16 protein-coding genes and 1 pseudogene are annotated in these 16,370 nt (G+C 58.6%); 5 read left to right on the plus strand and 12 right to left on the minus strand.

What is annotated here, in order from left to right:
* Nucleotides 1–7: 7 nt before the first annotated feature.
* From ACR0C3_RS15745 to ACR0C3_RS15765, 5 genes are all read right to left on the minus strand, one after another.
* Entirely contained in the window at nucleotides 8–1,603 is a 1,596-nt protein-coding gene (locus ACR0C3_RS15745; protein WP_480759345.1) for a FumA C-terminus/TtdB family hydratase beta subunit, read from the minus strand.
* A gap of 267 nt (nucleotides 1,604–1,870) precedes the next feature.
* Complete coding sequence (locus ACR0C3_RS15750) at nucleotides 1,871–4,078, minus strand: hybrid sensor histidine kinase/response regulator (protein ID WP_480759346.1); 2,208 nt, start codon at nucleotides 4,076–4,078, stop codon at nucleotides 1,871–1,873.
* 3 nt (nucleotides 4,079–4,081) lie between these two features.
* A complete protein-coding gene (locus ACR0C3_RS15755; protein ID WP_480759348.1) occupies nucleotides 4,082–5,251 on the minus strand; it encodes an FIST N-terminal domain-containing protein in 1,170 nt (389 codons plus the stop codon).
* Nucleotides 5,252–5,303: 52 nt separating this feature from the next.
* Nucleotides 5,304–5,981 carry a response regulator gene (locus ACR0C3_RS15760; protein ID WP_480759349.1) on the minus strand — a complete coding sequence of 226 codons (678 nt, stop codon included), beginning with the start codon at nucleotides 5,979–5,981 and terminating at the stop codon, nucleotides 5,304–5,306.
* Between the two features lie 140 nt (nucleotides 5,982–6,121).
* Nucleotides 6,122–7,888: a PQQ-dependent methanol/ethanol family dehydrogenase gene (locus ACR0C3_RS15765; protein WP_170658879.1), complete on the minus strand. Its 1,767-nt coding sequence runs from the start codon at nucleotides 7,886–7,888 to the stop codon at nucleotides 6,122–6,124.
* 176 nt (nucleotides 7,889–8,064) lie between these two features.
* On the opposite strand from ACR0C3_RS15765, the gene ACR0C3_RS15770 reads away from it, so the two are divergent.
* Complete coding sequence (locus ACR0C3_RS15770; protein ID WP_480759351.1) at nucleotides 8,065–8,619, plus strand: hypothetical protein; 555 nt, start codon at nucleotides 8,065–8,067, stop codon at nucleotides 8,617–8,619.
* On the opposite strand, the gene ACR0C3_RS15775 is transcribed toward ACR0C3_RS15770, so the two are convergent.
* The 7 genes from ACR0C3_RS15775 to ACR0C3_RS15805 all read right to left on the minus strand — a co-directional run bounded on the left by ACR0C3_RS15775 (nucleotide 8,620) and on the right by ACR0C3_RS15805 (nucleotide 13,865).
* The gene (locus ACR0C3_RS15775) at nucleotides 8,620–9,015 is read right to left on the minus strand and encodes a c-type cytochrome (protein ID WP_170719990.1); all 396 of its coding nucleotides are present in this window, start codon (nucleotides 9,013–9,015) and stop codon (nucleotides 8,620–8,622) included.
* Between the two features lie 124 nt (nucleotides 9,016–9,139).
* Nucleotides 9,140–9,679 carry an SEL1-like repeat protein gene (locus ACR0C3_RS15780; protein ID WP_480759353.1) on the minus strand — a complete coding sequence of 180 codons (540 nt, stop codon included), beginning with the start codon at nucleotides 9,677–9,679 and terminating at the stop codon, nucleotides 9,140–9,142.
* Between the two features lie 75 nt (nucleotides 9,680–9,754).
* Complete coding sequence (locus ACR0C3_RS15785; protein WP_480759354.1) at nucleotides 9,755–10,546, minus strand: ABC transporter permease; 792 nt, start codon at nucleotides 10,544–10,546, stop codon at nucleotides 9,755–9,757.
* Nucleotides 10,543–11,262: an ABC transporter ATP-binding protein gene (locus ACR0C3_RS15790; RefSeq protein WP_480759355.1), complete on the minus strand. Its 720-nt coding sequence runs from the start codon at nucleotides 11,260–11,262 to the stop codon at nucleotides 10,543–10,545. The genes ACR0C3_RS15785 and ACR0C3_RS15790 overlap by 4 nt, the downstream gene beginning before the upstream one ends.
* Nucleotides 11,259–11,708 carry a cupredoxin domain-containing protein gene (locus ACR0C3_RS15795; RefSeq protein ID WP_480759356.1) on the minus strand — a complete coding sequence of 150 codons (450 nt, stop codon included), beginning with the start codon at nucleotides 11,706–11,708 and terminating at the stop codon, nucleotides 11,259–11,261. The genes ACR0C3_RS15790 and ACR0C3_RS15795 overlap by 4 nt, the downstream gene beginning before the upstream one ends.
* A gap of 22 nt (nucleotides 11,709–11,730) precedes the next feature.
* Entirely contained in the window at nucleotides 11,731–12,693 is a 963-nt protein-coding gene (locus tag ACR0C3_RS15800; protein ID WP_152460706.1) for a YVTN family beta-propeller repeat protein, read from the minus strand.
* Nucleotides 12,694–12,698: 5 nt separating this feature from the next.
* The gene (locus ACR0C3_RS15805; RefSeq protein ID WP_480759358.1) at nucleotides 12,699–13,865 is read right to left on the minus strand and encodes an ABC transporter substrate-binding protein; all 1,167 of its coding nucleotides are present in this window, start codon (nucleotides 13,863–13,865) and stop codon (nucleotides 12,699–12,701) included.
* Between the two features lie 156 nt (nucleotides 13,866–14,021).
* On the opposite strand from ACR0C3_RS15805, the gene pedF reads away from it, so the two are divergent.
* The 4 genes and pseudogenes from pedF to ACR0C3_RS15825 form a co-directional block, all read left to right on the plus strand.
* Nucleotides 14,022–14,702, plus strand: coding sequence for a cytochrome c-550 PedF (pedF, locus tag ACR0C3_RS15810; RefSeq protein ID WP_170378673.1), 681 nt, complete (start codon nucleotides 14,022–14,024; stop codon nucleotides 14,700–14,702).
* 18 nt (nucleotides 14,703–14,720) lie between these two features.
* The gene (locus tag ACR0C3_RS15815; protein ID WP_480759359.1) at nucleotides 14,721–15,617 is read left to right on the plus strand and encodes a substrate-binding periplasmic protein; all 897 of its coding nucleotides are present in this window, start codon (nucleotides 14,721–14,723) and stop codon (nucleotides 15,615–15,617) included.
* Nucleotides 15,618–15,686: 69 nt separating this feature from the next.
* On the plus strand, nucleotides 15,687–16,226 hold the full coding sequence (locus ACR0C3_RS15820; RefSeq protein WP_480759361.1) for an SRPBCC family protein: 540 nt from the start codon (nucleotides 15,687–15,689) through the stop codon (nucleotides 16,224–16,226).
* A gap of 27 nt (nucleotides 16,227–16,253) precedes the next feature.
* Nucleotides 16,254–16,370, plus strand: a pseudogene (locus ACR0C3_RS15825) ((2Fe-2S)-binding protein); the annotation flags it as partial.

A 16,370-nucleotide genomic window follows, 5' to 3' on the forward strand; every position in this document is an offset into this window, starting at 1 on the left:
CTGTGCGCTAGAAGGCGGGTTTGCGGGTAAAGAAGTCTCCTCCCTTGTCGTCAATAATCACAAACGCCGGGAAATCCACGACTTTTATGCGAAAGACGGCCTCCATCCCGAAGTTGGGAAAATCCAGCGTTTCGATGTTCTTGATGACGTCCTTGCCCAAAACTGCCGCCGCCCCACCGACCGAGCCCAGGAAGAACCCACCATGCTCCTTGCAGCTTCGCACGACCGAGGGCGCACGATTGCCCTTGGCGATCATCACGCGGGACGCGCCCAGCGCCTGCAGTTCCGGCACATAAGGGTCCATCCGCGCGGCTGTGGTTGGCCCGAACGAGCCCGAGGCATACCCTTCTGGCGTCTTGGCCGGGCCCGCGTAGTAGACCGGGTGGTCGCGGATGTAGTCCGGCAGTTCCTGACCCTCTCGGATCATCCGGGCCAGTTCGGCATGCACCAGATCGCGCGCGACAATCATAGTGCCGGACAGCAGAACCGGGCTTGAAACGGACAGCTTGGACAATTCGGCACAGATATCATCCATCCGCTGGTCCAGGTTGATCCGGGTTGCGGATTGCGCCGCGACATCCTGCGCGGGCAGGAACCGAGCCGGATCATGCTCCAACTGCTCGACCCAGATCCCATCCCGGTCGATCCGCCCCTTGATCTGGCGATCCGCCGAACAGCTGACACCCATGCCAACCGGCAGGCTTCCTCCGTGACGCGGCAGTCGAATGACGCGCACGTCATGACAGAAGTATTTCCCGCCGAACTGAGCGCCCAGTGACATGTTGCGGGTCAGCTCCAATATCTGCGCCTCAAGCTTCAGATCGCGAAAGGCACGCCCATCGGGGCTGCCAGTCGTAGGAAGGTCATCCAATTCCTTGGCCGAGGCTTTTTTGACCATTTTCAGACAGTGTTCAGCCGACAGCCCCCCAATGACAATGGCCAGGTGGTATGGCGGGCAAGCCGTTGTACCCAAAGTCCGTATCTTCTCATCAAAAAACGCCAGTATCCGCTCGGGCTCCAGCAGTCGCCGAGTTTCCTGATACAAAAACGTCTTGTTGGCCGAGCCACCCCCTTTGGCCATGAACAGGAACTCCAGAGCTTCCCCGCTGAGCGCCTCGATGTCGATCTGCGCAGGCAAGTTAGTTCCGGTATTCTGTTCGTGAAACATGCTGAGCGGGGCCATTTGCGAGAAGCGCAGGTTACGCGTTTCCCAGGTGTCCTTGACCCCCCGCTCGACCGCTGCATGTAGATCGCCCTGGACCAGAACGTTCTGGCCTTTCTTGCCGTGAACGATCGCCGTTCCGGTGTCCTGACAGCTCGGGAATTCTCGCTCGGCAGAGATCACGGCGTTCTTCAGCAACTCCAGCGCCACGTAGTGATCGTTGGCCGAGGCATCCGTGTCATCGAGAATCTCGCGCAACTGGGCAAGATGACTGGGCCGCAACAGATGCGAAACATCCGCAAAGGCGGTTGAGGTCAAACTGCTGACCGCCTCGGACGACACCCGCAGGAAGGTTTCATCATCGAACCGGGCGGTTTCCAGCCCCTCATTGCCGAGATGGCGATAGCAGGTCGCGTCGATTGTTTTCGTTGTCTGGGTCATGGCGCGCACCGTAGTAAGACACATTCTTTAAATCAATATATCTTACCTTATTTACAATTTTATTCAAAATACTTTATCAAAATGGATCACGCCAGAATACTCGATTTCAGCACCCGCCAATTCACACCACGCAACGCATCACTCCCCATAATCGAACCGGCTCAGCATTCGGCGACCCAACTGCCCTTCGTTCAGCGCGGGTCGATCTTGAGCAACATCAATGCCAAGATCTAGCTGTCATGGTCCGCGAGCAGACCCGTGCAAAGATCAACGCGAAATCAAGCTGACCAACTGGTGTCTAAGCTCCTTGGCGTCGATGGGTTTGTGTATTAACTCCAACCCGTTCGCCTTGCATTCTTCCGCCGTTTCAGGAGAGCGGTTAGCCGAGATGATGCAGGCGGGCACATCGCTGAATTCTGTTTTGATCCGACGCACCGCCTCAGTTCCGATTTTTCCGTTATCCAGCTGGTAGTCCGCGACGATAGCATCGGGTGTGATACCGATCTCGCGCAGCAGGTCCACGGCCTGATCCTCACTGCCACACTCCAGCACGTGAACGCCCCAGGACTCGAGCGTCAGCGTTAGCGCATTTCTGAGATTCGCGTCATTTTCAATCAGCAAAACGATCATGTCGGCCAGTTGACCCGTTTTCCTGTCAGCAGCAGCGGGACGGCCTTCACTGAACTGCCCCTGGTCCTGTACCACAGGGACTTCGACGGAGAACACCGTTCCTTTTCCCAACTCGGAGCGCAGATGAATCGGGTGGTTGAGCAACCCGCAGGCGCGCTCGACGATGGCGAGACCAAGGCCCATGCCTTCGGCCGCACTCGCGTCCGATTGCACCCGCTTGAATTCCTGAAAAACCATTTCACGCTGATCGGCGGCGATGCCAATTCCGGTATCCAGCACCTCAATCGACACGCGTGTTTTGCGCCGCCTCACTCCGACCAGAACCTTGCCGGCGTCGGTATAACGGATTGCGTTGGACAGCAGGTTTTGAAGGATGCGCCGCAAATAGCTGGCATCGCTGGTGACAAGCGCGCTGGTCGGCACGACCCGCAATTCTAACCCCTTGGCCTGTGCAACCGGCCGGAAGGCGTCCTCCATCTGTTTGAATATGTCACCCACCGATACGGTCGATTGGTGGACTGTCGCGCTGCCGGAATCCAATTTCGATATGTCCAGGAGTGCCTCAAGGATATGCTCGACGCTGTTGAGCGCACTTTCCGCCTTGGTGGCCACGTCATGGGTTTCCGTCTGATCTAACCCGTTCTTGAGCGAAGCCACATATAGCTTGGCGGCGGACAAAGGTTGCAACAGATCATGACTTGCAGCGGCAACAAAGCGGGACTTTGACGCATTGGCCCGTTCCGCCTCGCCCAGCGCATCGGCCAGTTCAACGGTACGCGCTTCAACGCGTTTTTCCAGAAGTTCCTTGGCGTCCTGCAACGCCTGCGCCGATTTTCGTTCCGCCGTCACATCGGTGAAAGAAATCACGTAGCCCTTGTCGGGCATTTCCTGCGCAAAGACAGACAGGATTTTCGACCGCCCCCGATGCAGCAGAAACCGCAAGGGACGCCGGGAGGTGTGCCGCTTGGTCCAGTCGGACAAATCACCCCAGCTCATCCCGGGTTGGAAACTCATATTCGAACCGAGCCGGTCATAGAGCGTTTCAAACTGCGTGCCCATCTGGAATTGCCCGACCGGGATCGCCAGCAGCTCGCTGGCCCGGTTATTCCAGCCGATCAAACGATGCTTGTTGTCAAAAATGCAAACACCTTGGTCAATATGTTCCAGCGTGGCGCGGATCAGGCGTGATTTGTCATCCAGAATGCGGTCGCGCTCTAGCCGTTCGACCCGCATGATATCGGTTACATCCGTCTGCAGGATAACTGTGCCCGCGTCCTTTGTGCGATGTTCCGAGACCTGCATCCAGCGATTGCCGCTCAGGCCCACATTAAACACCACATGGTCATCCGCATGGCGCGTCAGCCGAAGTTCGGCCCAGTCCACAGGCGCAACCCCTTCCGGCAGCAACAGAGAGCTCGATCGGCTGACAAGCTCGACATATTCGGTAAAGCGCAGACCTGGTTTCAGCCGACCCTGGATATCGGGCATGTGCAACCCAAAGCGACTGTTGCAAAGCACCAGTTTTTCATCGCGCCCAAACAGGGCAAAGCCATCCTGCACCGCCTCGATCGCATTCGCCAAATTGGCCCGGGCAGCTTCGGTTTCCTCATTGGCTTTGGCCAATTGCGCGTTGGATGCGTTCAGAAGGTCCAGAGCGCGCTCCAGATCATCCGTGCGGGTGCGGATCTCTTGTTCCAACACGGCGGCGCGCTGGAATTGCGCATAAGCCGCACCCGAAGCATCGGTGGATTCCTCGACCCGGCGCATCAACGCCTCGATGATCCTCAGCAGTTTTTCATTCTGGCGTTCGATCGGATCCAGCGGGTCGGTCAGATGCTCGATCATCCGCTAGTCGTCCTTGGGCGGGTAGATCGCCACCCCGGTCATCGTCTGATTGACGTGGATCGAGTTGAACTGCTCACCATACGTCGAAAATCCGACCACATGATTGTCCGACAGAATGCGCGAGATTTCGTGCGTCTTCTGTTTCTCCTGCGCCTCGAGCCGCCGCAGGATACAGTCGCAGGCCAGGATCGTATCGGGTTTTTGCTTTTCGTTCAGCGCTGCGATCTCTTCTTTTAGATGCACCGCCATGTCGCGCGGTTCGGCCAGGGTCAGAACCAGCCCCTCATCAATGGCCGAAAAGAACACCAGATCACCATTGCCCGCGACCTGCTGAATGGCCCGCACGTGGTGCTGGCCTCCGATCTGAACAACGACCGGATGGGCCGCGAAGGTAAAGGGGGTCAGCTGTTCTGGGTCTTTGCCAAGGATGCGCGCATATTCCCGCGCCGCGGGTTCCGCGTTGATTTCCTGAACGATGCGGTTGGCGGGGTCGGCTTTGGTCACGACCATACGCTGCGCGGCCGGAACAAGATGATCTGTCTTGAACACCTTGATCGGGCAAGAGGTTCGCACCTGCACCAATATGGCCGCGTTCTCCAACGCCTGTGATCCATGCAGAACATAGGTGTGGCCGAACTCGGTGCCGTCGCCTGCCGATCCACCGAACAAAGGCACCGGCCCCAACCCCATCGCCAGTTCGGATGTCAGCTCGTCTTCTTTGGTGGACAGCCCGTCGATCATCAAGAAGGTGAATTCGTTTTCCCAAGCGGGAAAGCCGCGCGTCATTGCGGTTCGGTTATGGATCATTTCGGCAATGATGTCTTGCGCACAGAAATCATCCAAATCCGGCAAAAGAATGGTGCGCGTTTCAAAATGTGAGCGCGGCAAGGCAAGCGCGACGATCTGATCCTCGCTATAGCCACCTTCGGCAAGCTCTCCGGCTGTGGTGCATCCGACCACCATCGTGGGCGCAAATTCCTGTTCAGCCTCGGCGATCACCGCCGCGGCATCGGCATTGGGGCTGACAAACAGAATTATCAGCGCCATGGGGTCATCCCCCAGCGACTTGGACAGTTCCCTGACTGCACTGTCGGCGCTGCATTCCGCAAATGCCGTCTTTACGATGCCTGGCCTGACGGACTGGGCGCTGGCCCATCCGAATGCTTGGTTCATCGCGACTCCTCCCTAAAGCCCGACGATTGCTGAGAGGTTAGAGTATCTGACCCTATTCTTGCAATACGCTGGCAAAGGATGCTTTCTTGGCAATCAGAACCGCCTGAGTGCGGCTTTGAACGCCAAGTTTCCGCATGATTGCAGTGACATGCGCCTTAACCGTTGTTTCGGCGATCGACAGGTCATAGGCGATCTGCTTGTTCAACTTACCCTCGCAGATCAGTTGCAGAATGCGGCCCTGTTGATTAGTCAACGCGGCAAGCCGGTTGACCGCATCGCTATGTTCATCGTCTTCCTCATCTTCGATCAGAACGCAGCCATCGGGGACAAAGATTCCCCCCGCATGAACCGTCTCGAATGCGGTACGGAACACATCGCGCTGGCTGTGCTTGGGCACATACCCCGATGCTCCTGCCTTGATCACCTGGCTGATCACACGGTTGTCGGTCAACGAGGACACAACAATCACCGGCGCATCCGCCGCGGATTTCAAGCGCACCAGACCATCCAGGCCATCCACATCCGGCAGGTTCAGGTCCAGCATCACCGCATCCGGTTTCAGCCCTTTGGAAACCAGTTCCATAGCGTTTTCCAAACGGTCTGCGGTGTGAATTTCGCCGATCTCGGCCACACTGCGCAGGGTCATCGACAAGGCGTCGCAGAACAGCGGGTGATCGTCGACAATCAGAACATTCTCAAAGTCAGTCTGTCTGGCGGGTTCTGCAAGCATCAAGGTCGCCTTTGCATTGAAACTCTCTTTGCTCTGAGTCTAGCAACACCGTTGGCATACGCCTACTGGCGGAAGGTCGTAGACCAAAGAAAACGCGCGCCCGGATGACGAGCGCGCGATCTTTGCAGTCAGAACCCGCCTCAATTCGCCGAGGCCAGCTCTTTCGGCAGGCGGAAGGTCCACAAGGTACCGCCCTGGTTCAAGTAGTTGACCTTCTTGGCCACCTCACCGCCCCACAGCGGAACCGCACCGCCCCAGCCGGAGATGATCGAGACATACTGCTCGCCATCCTGTTCCCAGGTCACAGGCTGACCGACGATGCCGGAGCCAGTCTGGAACGACCACAGTTTCTCACCGGTTTCGTCATCCAGCGCGATAAACTCGCCTTCAGGTGTACCGAAGAAGACCAGACCACCAGCCGTGGTCATCACGCCCGACCACAGCGGAGCGTCGTTCTTATATTCCCACTTCCACTCACCGGTATCGGGGTCTATGGCCTTGAGCGAGCCGATGTGATCTTCGTAGTTCGGCTTGATGGTAAAGCCCGCGCCCAGATAGGCGGCCCCTTTCTTGTAGGTGATCGGCTCGTTCCAGATATCCATGCCCCATTCGTTCGAAGGCACATAGAAATTGCCGGTGTTCTGCGAGAACGACATTGGCATCCAGTTCTTGCCGCCCAGGAAGGACGGCGAGGCAAAGATGACCTCACCCTTGTTGCCATCAGCCGCAGCGGCCGGATCACCGGGACGGTTGTTTTCGACAAAGATCGGACGGCCGGTTTCATCAATTCCGTCGGCCCAGGTGATGTCCTTGACGAAAGGTGTCGCCGAGACGAACCCACCATCCTCACGGTTCAGGACATAGAAATACCCGTTCCGGTCGGCAGTTGCGTAGCGCTGGTTGCCCTCGCGGTCGGTATAAGCGACCACTTCGTTCACACCGTCATAGTCCCAGCCTTCGCGCGGGGTGGTCTGGAAATGCCACTTGATCTCGCCGGTTTTGGGGTCGATCCCAATGCGGCTGGCGGCATAGAGGTTGTCGCCCTTGTTGCCTTCTGTGGGGGTGCCCGCATTGCGCAGCCAGCTGTTCCAAGGGGCCGGGTTGCCTGCGCCAAAGACCAGCGTGTCGGTGTCAGCATCGTAAGAGCCGCCCAACCAGGTCGCGCCGCCGCCGGTTTTCCACATGTCACCGGGCCAGGTCGCGTTCAGCTCACCTGTCATGGTGCTTTCTTCGCCATTCAGCGTGCCCATGTGGCCTTCGATCACGGGGCGTTCCCAAACAAGATCACCGGTATTGACGTCACGCGCCTGAACCGCGCCAACGATGCCGAATTCACCGCCCGAGTTGCCGGTGATGACCAGACCATCAACAATCAACGGGGCGGCCGTATAGGAATAGCCCGCCTTGTAGTCAGCAATCTTGTCGCGCCAGACCACATCGCCCGTGTCCTTGTTCAGCGCTACGATCCGTGCGTCCAGCGTGCCGAATATGACCTTGTCGCCGTAGATGGCAGCACCCCGGTTGACCACGTCGCAGCAGGGCAGAATACCTTCGGGAAGGCGGGCATCGTATTGCCAGACCTCTTTGCCGGTCTCCAGATCAATCGCATAGAGGCGTGAATACGACCCGGTGATATACATCATCCCGTCATAAATCAGCGGCTGAGTTTCCTGCCCGCGCTGCTTTTCTCCGCCAAGACTGAAGGCCCAGGCCGGAAGCAGGTTCTTGACGTTGTCCTTGTTCAGCATGTCCAGCGGGCTATAGCGCTGCAAATGCCGCCCCATACCATTGGTCACAACCTGAGTGGTGATCGTTTGGTCATTGGCCAGATCGTCTTCGGTAACTTCTGCATAGGCTGCGCCGGTTGCGACAATGCTCGCAGCGGCGGCCATGATAAACCGGTTCATCGGTATCCTCCCTAGACTTTTGTCTTTCCTCCACGCCGAATCTCCGACGCGTCGGGATTGTTGGCGAGAGTATTATTCGCAGGCAGGCACCGGTGTTGGAATTGCACATTGGTCGTAGGGCGCTATCAGCCGATTTCAACTAGGTTGGGCCATCTTTTTTGATGTGCGAGGCGATGATGCGGCGGCTTTTCACTTGGTTTATTCCTGCGGTTTTGATCTGCGCGCAGCCCGCGCTGGCCGATCCTCTGTCGGGGCAGAAGGCCATTTCTCTGGTCGACGGAGAAGGCAACAAGCTATTGATCGGAAACGTGACTTTTGAACCCAAGGGCGACGCCACAGCCTATCAAATCGACCTGAGCGCGGGCCCCTTCGCAGACCATTTCCTGTCCATGCGTCCGTTTCGCTGCCTTGAGGGGGCGGACAAACACTGGTGCCATGTCCCCTACCCTTATGCTCTGCGGCGCGAGGTCTCCGACGATGATCTGACCGATCTGGAATACGACCTGTTGTTTATCCACAAGGGCGCCACCGAATACGGCATTGATATGTGGAACGGGGTATACTACCGCCTACGGCGCGATGGCGACCGCCTGATCGGACAGTTGCATGAAATGGATATGAGCCTCCTATCGGCCCCACCCGAAGACGGAGATCTGAGGCCCGTATCCGAGGCAGACATCCATGAGGCCGATCCCGACAGTCACTGGCTACCGCAGGTCGTGATCGACTAATCACTGGTCTGAAATGCTGCTCAGATAGGCCAGAATGAAGTCCTGCACCGTCCGGTCCTCGATCCCGACATGACGCATCTTTGTGCCGGGCATGAACCCGTCATTGTCTTCCATCCATGCGCGCAAAGCGGCGGGTGTCCAGACGATGCCTGATCCGGCCAGAGCCTCGGAATACTCATAGCCGTCGACCGTGCCCGCCCTGCGCCCGACGACACCGTCCAGCTGAGGGCCATAGCTGGGGTCGGTCGCGCCCGGCGCGTGACAGCGGCGGCACTCCGATAGGAAAAGTGTTTCCCCCGCCTCGACCTTGACGCGGTCAAAGGTGGATTGGGCATATGCAGGTGCGGCTGAAACAGCACTGGCAGCAAGGCCAAGGGACAAGATGATGTGTTTCATTTGATCCTCCGAACGTTTGTCGGAGTATAAGCCCGCACCTGGGACCCCAAGCTTGACGCATATCAAGAAATCAGGCGCGCGGCCTCATCCTTTGGTCGTAGAAAACGCAGAAAATCAGGTTTTTTCAGAACAAGGGCGCGTATTTCCACTCATCCGCGTCCGGGGTGACCTCGTTCGGATCATAGCCAGAATCTTGCAGACGTTTGGCGATTTTCAAACCGTCGCGGGCGGCTTCATCCACATAGGCGCGGCCCAGCTCGGGGTCTTGCGCCACACCATGGCCGCGCAGCAGGTTGAGGCCGTAGTTGAACTTGCCCACCGGATCGCCCAGATCGGCGGCGCGTTTGTCCCAAGCCGCGGCGGCATCGGGGTCATAGTCTCCGCCCAGCCCGTTATTGTCCAACTGCCCCATCCATGTCATCGCGCCCGTATACCCGGCATTGGCACAGCTTTCGAACAGCTTACGCGCCATCTCGTGCCGGCCGGATTTGGTGATGTAGTAACCGGTTGCGCAGGTCATCATATCGGTGACGCCATTGTCAATATTGCTCATGACGCGGCCAAAACCCGTGTCCTGCGGGTTGAGCGTGCCGTACTCATCCTCGACCGTCTGGGCCGAGGCGGCTGTGCCCAGAACCAGCAATACAATCGCGATACGGATCATGAAAGAACCCTCCGTTTGAATGGTATCCTAGCGCATCGGGGGACACATTTCACCTCTGCCATGGTCGTAGACGGCTTAGCGACCTGGGCGTTTGATCCCGCGGGCCGGATCATAGCCCCACAGCGCGAGGCCCAGAAAGGCCAGACCGGCAAGGAAGGTCCAACCAAGAGCCGGGCCGTTGAACTGACCATAGAGCGCAAATCGGATCAGCTCGACCGCATGGGTAAAGGGGTTGAGCGCGCAGATATCGCGCAACAGGGCCGAGCTTTCGGCCATCTTCCACAGCGGATAGAGCGCCGAGGACAGGAAGAACATCGGGAAGATGACAAAGTTCATCACCCCGGCAAAGTTCTCAAGCTGTTTGATGGCCGAGGACAAAGCCAAACCCAAAGCGCCGAGCATCAGCCCGGCAATGATCAGCGCGGGAAAGACGCACAGATATCCGTACCACGGCATATCAATTCCGTAGATCGCGGCCACCGCCAGAAACGTATAGACCTGCAGGATCGAGATCGTGGTGCTGGCCAGCAGGCGGCAGAACAACAACCACCATCGCGGCAGAGGGCTGGTCAAAAGCAACCGCATCGACCCCATCTCGCGGTCATAGACAAGGCTGAGAGAGCTTTGCATCCCATTGAACAGCATAATCATGCCGCACAGGCCCGGCACGATGTAGATCTCATAGGTGATATAGGTCTGATAGGGCGGCGTGATCGACAGGCCCAATGCTGCGCGGAACCCGGCAGCAAAGACGATCAGCCAGACCAACGGGCGTACCAAAGCGGCGATGAACCGGCTTCGTTGACGCACAAATCGCAGTGCCTCGCGGATCAGGATCGCGCGCAGGGCGATCAGCGCGTCGGTCATGTGGCGGCTCCGGTCATCGACAGGAAAACTTGTTGCAGGGGCTGGTCACCCGTTATGTCGCGGCAGGTGCCTTGTGTCAGCATCTTCCCCCGATGCAGGATGGCAAGCTGATCGTCGGGGGTAATCTCATCGGTCAGATGGGTGGCCCATAAGACGGTCAGCCCATCCTGTGCCGACAGATCATGCACATGTTGGGTGATCGCACTGCGCGCGGCGGCATCCAGCCCAACCGTCGGTTCGTCCAGCAACAGGACCGAAGGCGCGTGGATCAGGCAACGTGCGATCTCTAGCCGTCTGCGGTGGCCGCCATTCAGATCGCGGGTGCGTTCGCTTGCGCGTTCGGCCATATCCAAACGCTCCAACGCGGCGGCGATGCGGGTCTCGGCGGTACGGCCCGACAGGCCATGCAAGGCGGCGAAATAGCTGAGGTTGCGATGAACAGTGAGGTCCAGATCCAGTGTCGGCTGCTGGAACACAACTCCGATCTGCGCCAAGGCCTGACGGGGTTGTTTCGAGATATCGAACCCCGCCACCTCAATCACCCCCTGCGCGGTGGTGAACAGGCGGGTCAGCAGGGAAAACAGCGTCGATTTCCCTGCGCCATTGGGCCCCAGCAACGCGCAAAACGCGCCCTGCGGGACGTGAAAGCTCACGTCATCAAGGGCGCGTTTGTCGCCATAGGCGTAGCTGACATTGCGGACCGAAAGCCCTGTCACTTAATGGTAATCTCCAGCCGCTGCGTTTCGCCGGTGCTGCCCGGCACTTTCAGATAGTAGCTGCCCGGCTTGATCGCGACAAAGCCTATTTCCATCTCGCCCGCCTCGTCAAACTCAACGGAATCGACGCCCAGAGGTCTGATTTCCAACCCTTCAACCACGATCTCCTCCACCCAGATCGCGCGGAAGAACTCTGGCCCGACCAGAGCCAGTTCCTGACTGCCGTCGCCTTGAATTTCGAACTCATAATAGGTGCCGGATTTCAGCTCCCATGAGGCCTCGGCCAAAGGCACTCCGGCAGAGAGCGTGATCGGAGGCAGGTCTTCCTTGTTCTTGGCCGACAAGATCCCGGCCAGACCAAAGCCGTCGTCATCATCATCGTCGGCCAAAGCCGCAGCGGGCAAAGCCATAGCCAACATCGCGGCCACGCATACCAGTCGCTTCATCTCTTAGGTCTCCTCAATCGTGTCAGTTGGTCGGACGGAAAGCCGCGCCCCAAGGGAAACGCCCAACCTTGATCGTCTTGATCGGTTCGCGCTTGGCCACATCAATCACGGTCACATCGCCAGACACGCCATTGGTGGTAAACAGCAGCGACTTGTCGGCGTTGAAATCCATGTGCCAAACGCGGCGACCCACAAGGATGTAATCCTCAACCTCATAGGTTTCGGCATTCACTGCCGCCACATGGTTCGACGGTCCCAGCGCGACAAAGGCTGTCTCATCGCCGTTGGACAGCTCAAACCCCACGGGCTGCACCCGGTCAGGGTGGACGCCTTCGACCTCGAACTCGATCTTGGCCTTTTCGGTCTGGGTTTCCACGTCGAACACGGTGATGGTGCCGCCGATTTCCGAGCTGACCCACAGCTCGGTCCCATCCTTCAGAAATTCGGCATGGCGCGGGCGGGAATCGACCAGAGTGTTGGCGAAGAGCTCTTGAGTCTCGGTGTCGATCCAATGAGCCATATTGGTGGTCTCGGACGTGGTGATGGCGATCTTGCCATCGGGGGACACGGCCATCCCTTCGGGTTCGATCCCCACGTCGATCTGAGCAATCACCGTACGCGATTCCGTATCGACCACCGTGGTGATCGCGTCATCTTCGTTGGCGATGTAGAGGTGCTTGTCATTGGGGTGCAGCACAAACTGCTCCGGGTCCTCGCCCGAGGGCAGGTCATGGAGAATCTCGCCCGTTTCGGGGTCCATTACCTGAACCGAGTCACTATCCGACGCGCAGATATAGAGAACCGAGTAGTCCTTTGAGAACGTAATCCCGCGCGGGCGTTCTCCGGTCTCAATGGTGCGGATCACCTCAAGCGTTTCGATGTCAATCACGCTGAGCGTGTCGTCCTTTTCATTGCTGATCCAGATCTCATCCGCAGTGGCCGGAGCGCAGAGCGCGGTCGCTGCCAGAAGTGCTGCTAGTCTCATCGCTGTTACTCCTTAAATGCCTGGCACTGGCTTTCGGCTTCATCAATGCCCAGCGTGTCCAGTTCGGTGCGTTGGTGCAGAAACCCCTCGAGGGGGGCCATCGCAACCACAGCGCGGTCCGCGACCAGCGGGATGGGCTGCCGCAACTGGCCGTTCCAGGCACGGAAATTCATCGCGCGGCCTTTGAAGCCCGCCAGTTCGAAATCATCCGACAGGATATAGTCGCGCAGAACCGCCGGATCATCTGATTGTGTACGCGTCACCGCCTCGCCCAAGGCCCGATAGGCCGCCCAGGCGGCGTAATCCTTGGGGCGCATCGCCCGCCCTGCCTGATCGGCAAAACGGTTCTGCATCTGCACGGCGCCCCATTGTTCAACCACGCGCGACCACGTGACGGGCTGCAACCCCTCTGACCCGGCAACGGGGCGCGGTTCCCATGTGTTGAAAGGGATGTAGCGGCCGAAATCGTCCAGCTCATCAGCGACAAGCAGCACGTCATAGTCGCCGAACTCCTGCGTAAACAGTGGCACTTCCTGCGCAGCGTTGCGCCGCAGATCGGCATCGAAAACCCATATCTTTTCCGCTTGCAGCTCCAAACGGAACTTTTGCAGAGACCGCTTCAACGCCTCGGCAAAGGCCTGATCCCCCGGATGCTCGCCAGCGATCAGGACGATATCTTCCCACCGGCGTTTGACCAGGAACTGCGCCAGAGCGTCGGTGCGCATCACGTCCGATGGCAAGGTGTGCAACAGGTTGGCACGGCACTCGGACTCGCGCAGCGACAGATCAGGAGCCGAGGCGTTAAAGAGCACCGCACCCGCTGCTTCGGGCAGATTGGCGACCTCAAGCTGCGCTTGCGCAGGCGCGTCCAGAATGACGAAGGGACTATTGGCCAAAGCCTGCCGCGCGGCTTGGGCCCAGTCCCCGCCCTCGGGCACCGTGGTCACTGTCAGATCGTATTTGTGCCCCAGAAACTTGGCTGTTGTCAGGTTATCAGCCAGACCTAGCTCGGCGCCCGCCATGCCCAGGTCTTCAGGAATCGGATCAAGGTTGGACAGCACGGGAGGGCGCTCAACCTCTTGCTGCAGGTAAGTCACTGAAATCGCAACCTCGGCCTGCGCAGCGCCAGATGCCAGCGCCAAGGCTGCAAGAACAAAAGAAAACCTGAACATTCTGCGCCTCCTCCCCGACCCTAAAAGTAAAAGCCGGTCGAAAATGGGAAAGCCATTCGACCTTAGTCGCAGATTTTGCCCATCTGCAACCAAGGTCGAATGTCGCGATGTATTTGCCTGCGCTATGACCGGGGAAAGCTTCAATAGGAGGATGAGATGCGTCTTGGTTTTTACAGCGCGGCGCTTGCGGCAACAGTGACAGCGGGAATGGCGCTGGCACATGGAGATGTCGCGCCCCAGCCAGTAAATACGGATGCCCTTCCCGACGTGAGCGAGGAATGGCTGATCGAAAACCCCTATCGCGATCAGGGCGAAGAGGTCTGGCAGGCTGCAATCGAAATCGGCGATTCCGGCTACAACCAGAACTGCGCGCGCTGCCACGGACTGGGCGTCGTATCGGGCGGACTGGCCCCCGACCTGCGCTACCTCGAGGCCGAAGAATACGGCGACGAGTGGTATATCGAACGCTTCCGCGAGGGCTATACCCAGAACGGTATCACCAAGATGCCTGCCTTTGGTGATCTGCTGGGCCAAAAGGCCGCTTGGGCTATCCGCACATATATTGAAACCCGCCCCGATGACGGCGCGTTGGACGATCACTCGGATCGGTTAAAGGAAATCCGCGACGAGTTGACCGCCATGGCAGAGGGCGCGGATGGGGACACTGCCGCCCTGCAATCCGAACTGACCGAGATCGCAGGCACAATCGAAACAGGCTCGGGCGCGCCTGTTGCCGACTCTGTGGCCCTGCGCGCTGCGGTGCTGATCTCGGGCGAGGCCCCGGATTTTGCACAAGCGGCGGAGCAGTTGACTATCGGATTGTCTGCCGCGCAATAGAACGGCAGACTGGGGCACATGATCGGACGCCATTTCATTTTCTCCCTGTTGGTCGCCGCCCTGTCCGCCGGGTCGGCTCTGGCCAGGTGTGAAGACCATGTGCCCCAACCCAAACCCCAGAATGCCAGCCGTGATATCGTGGGCGCTGACCTCGATACGATAATCGAGCGCGGCTATATCGAATTCGCCGCCTACGAGGACTTCGCGCCCTGGTCCTTTGAGAAGGACGGCAAGATACAGGGCGTGGACATCGAAATCGGCAAGCTGATCGCGCATGATCTTGGGGTCGAGCCCCGGTTCAATCTGGTCGCAGCGGGAGAAAACCTAGAGGCCGATCTGCGTAACTGGATCTGGAAAGGCCCACTGATCAACGGGCGCGTGGCCAATGTCATGCTGCACATTCCTTATGACAGCGAATTTGCCTGCCGGGTCGAACAGGTGGTGTTCACCGGCCAGTATCATGACGAGGAAATCGCCATCGCCTTTCGCCGCGATGCCTATCCCGAAGACCCTCCGGTTCCGGCATATTTCCGTTTTGATACCGTCGCGGTTGAAAACGATTCAATTGCTGATTTCTACCTGTCGTCTTTTCCCGGTGGGCAACTGTCGCAGAATGTCAGCCGGTTCCCAACCGCAGATCAGGCGATGGAGGCCTTGGCCGCAGGCGAAACGATGGCCGCAATGGGCCCCCGCGCCCAGCTTGAGGCTGGCCTGACCCCCGAACTGGATATCCACACCCCTCCGCTGCCCGGCTTTGCCGTCAGCACCTGGACCAGCGGCGTGGCCGTGCATTTTGCCTATCGCGGCCTCAGCTATGCGGTCGATGACGCGATCTATGCAGCACTTCAGGATGGCCGCATCGCCAAAATCTTCGCGGATTACGGGCTGACGCATACCCCTCCGGAACTGCGCTGACTACGCCCAAGGTCGCATATGCTTTGTGGCCCCGACGCCCTAGGTTGGAAAAAACTCTGGAGGAGTGACATGGAGTTACATGACAGCCGCACAATAGCCGCGCCACGGTCCGAGGTTTGGAATGCCCTGCTGTCGGCAGATGTTCTGCGCGAATGCGTCCCTGGCTGCCAGGAGATGACCGGCACCGCCGAAGACGGATTCGACGCCACCGTGGTGCAGAAAGTCGGCCCCGTCAAAGCCACGTTCAAAGGGAAAGTGACCCTGTCCGACATGGTTTCCGGGGAAAGCCTGAAACTGTCGGGCGAAGGCAAAGGCGGCGCTGCCGGTTTTGCTAAGGGCGCAGCAGATGTCACGCTGTCCGATGTCCCCGAAGGCACCTTGCTGACCTACAATGTTGACGCGCGCGTGGGCGGCAAGCTGGCCCAACTGGGCGGGCGTGTCGTGGACGGGTTCGCCAAAAAAATGGCGGATCAGTTCTTTCAGAATTTCCAAAGCGCGGTCGAGGTCGAGCCAGAGGCCCCCGCCAGCGAAGCGGCAGCTGAATCCGAACAACAAACGGAAGAGGCAACCGAAAAGAAAGGCTGGCTCAAGCGCGTATTGGGCGGTTGAGCTACGGATTTAAGGGAGGAAAATGTGATGAAAATATCGCTGACTGTGAATGGCATGTCTGTGAGCGGTGATGTTGAGGGTCGGACGTTATTGTCTGGTTTTTTGCGGGATCATTTGTCTTTGACGGGGACGCATGTTGGCTGT

Source organism: Ruegeria sp. CK3, assembly GCF_056536565.1.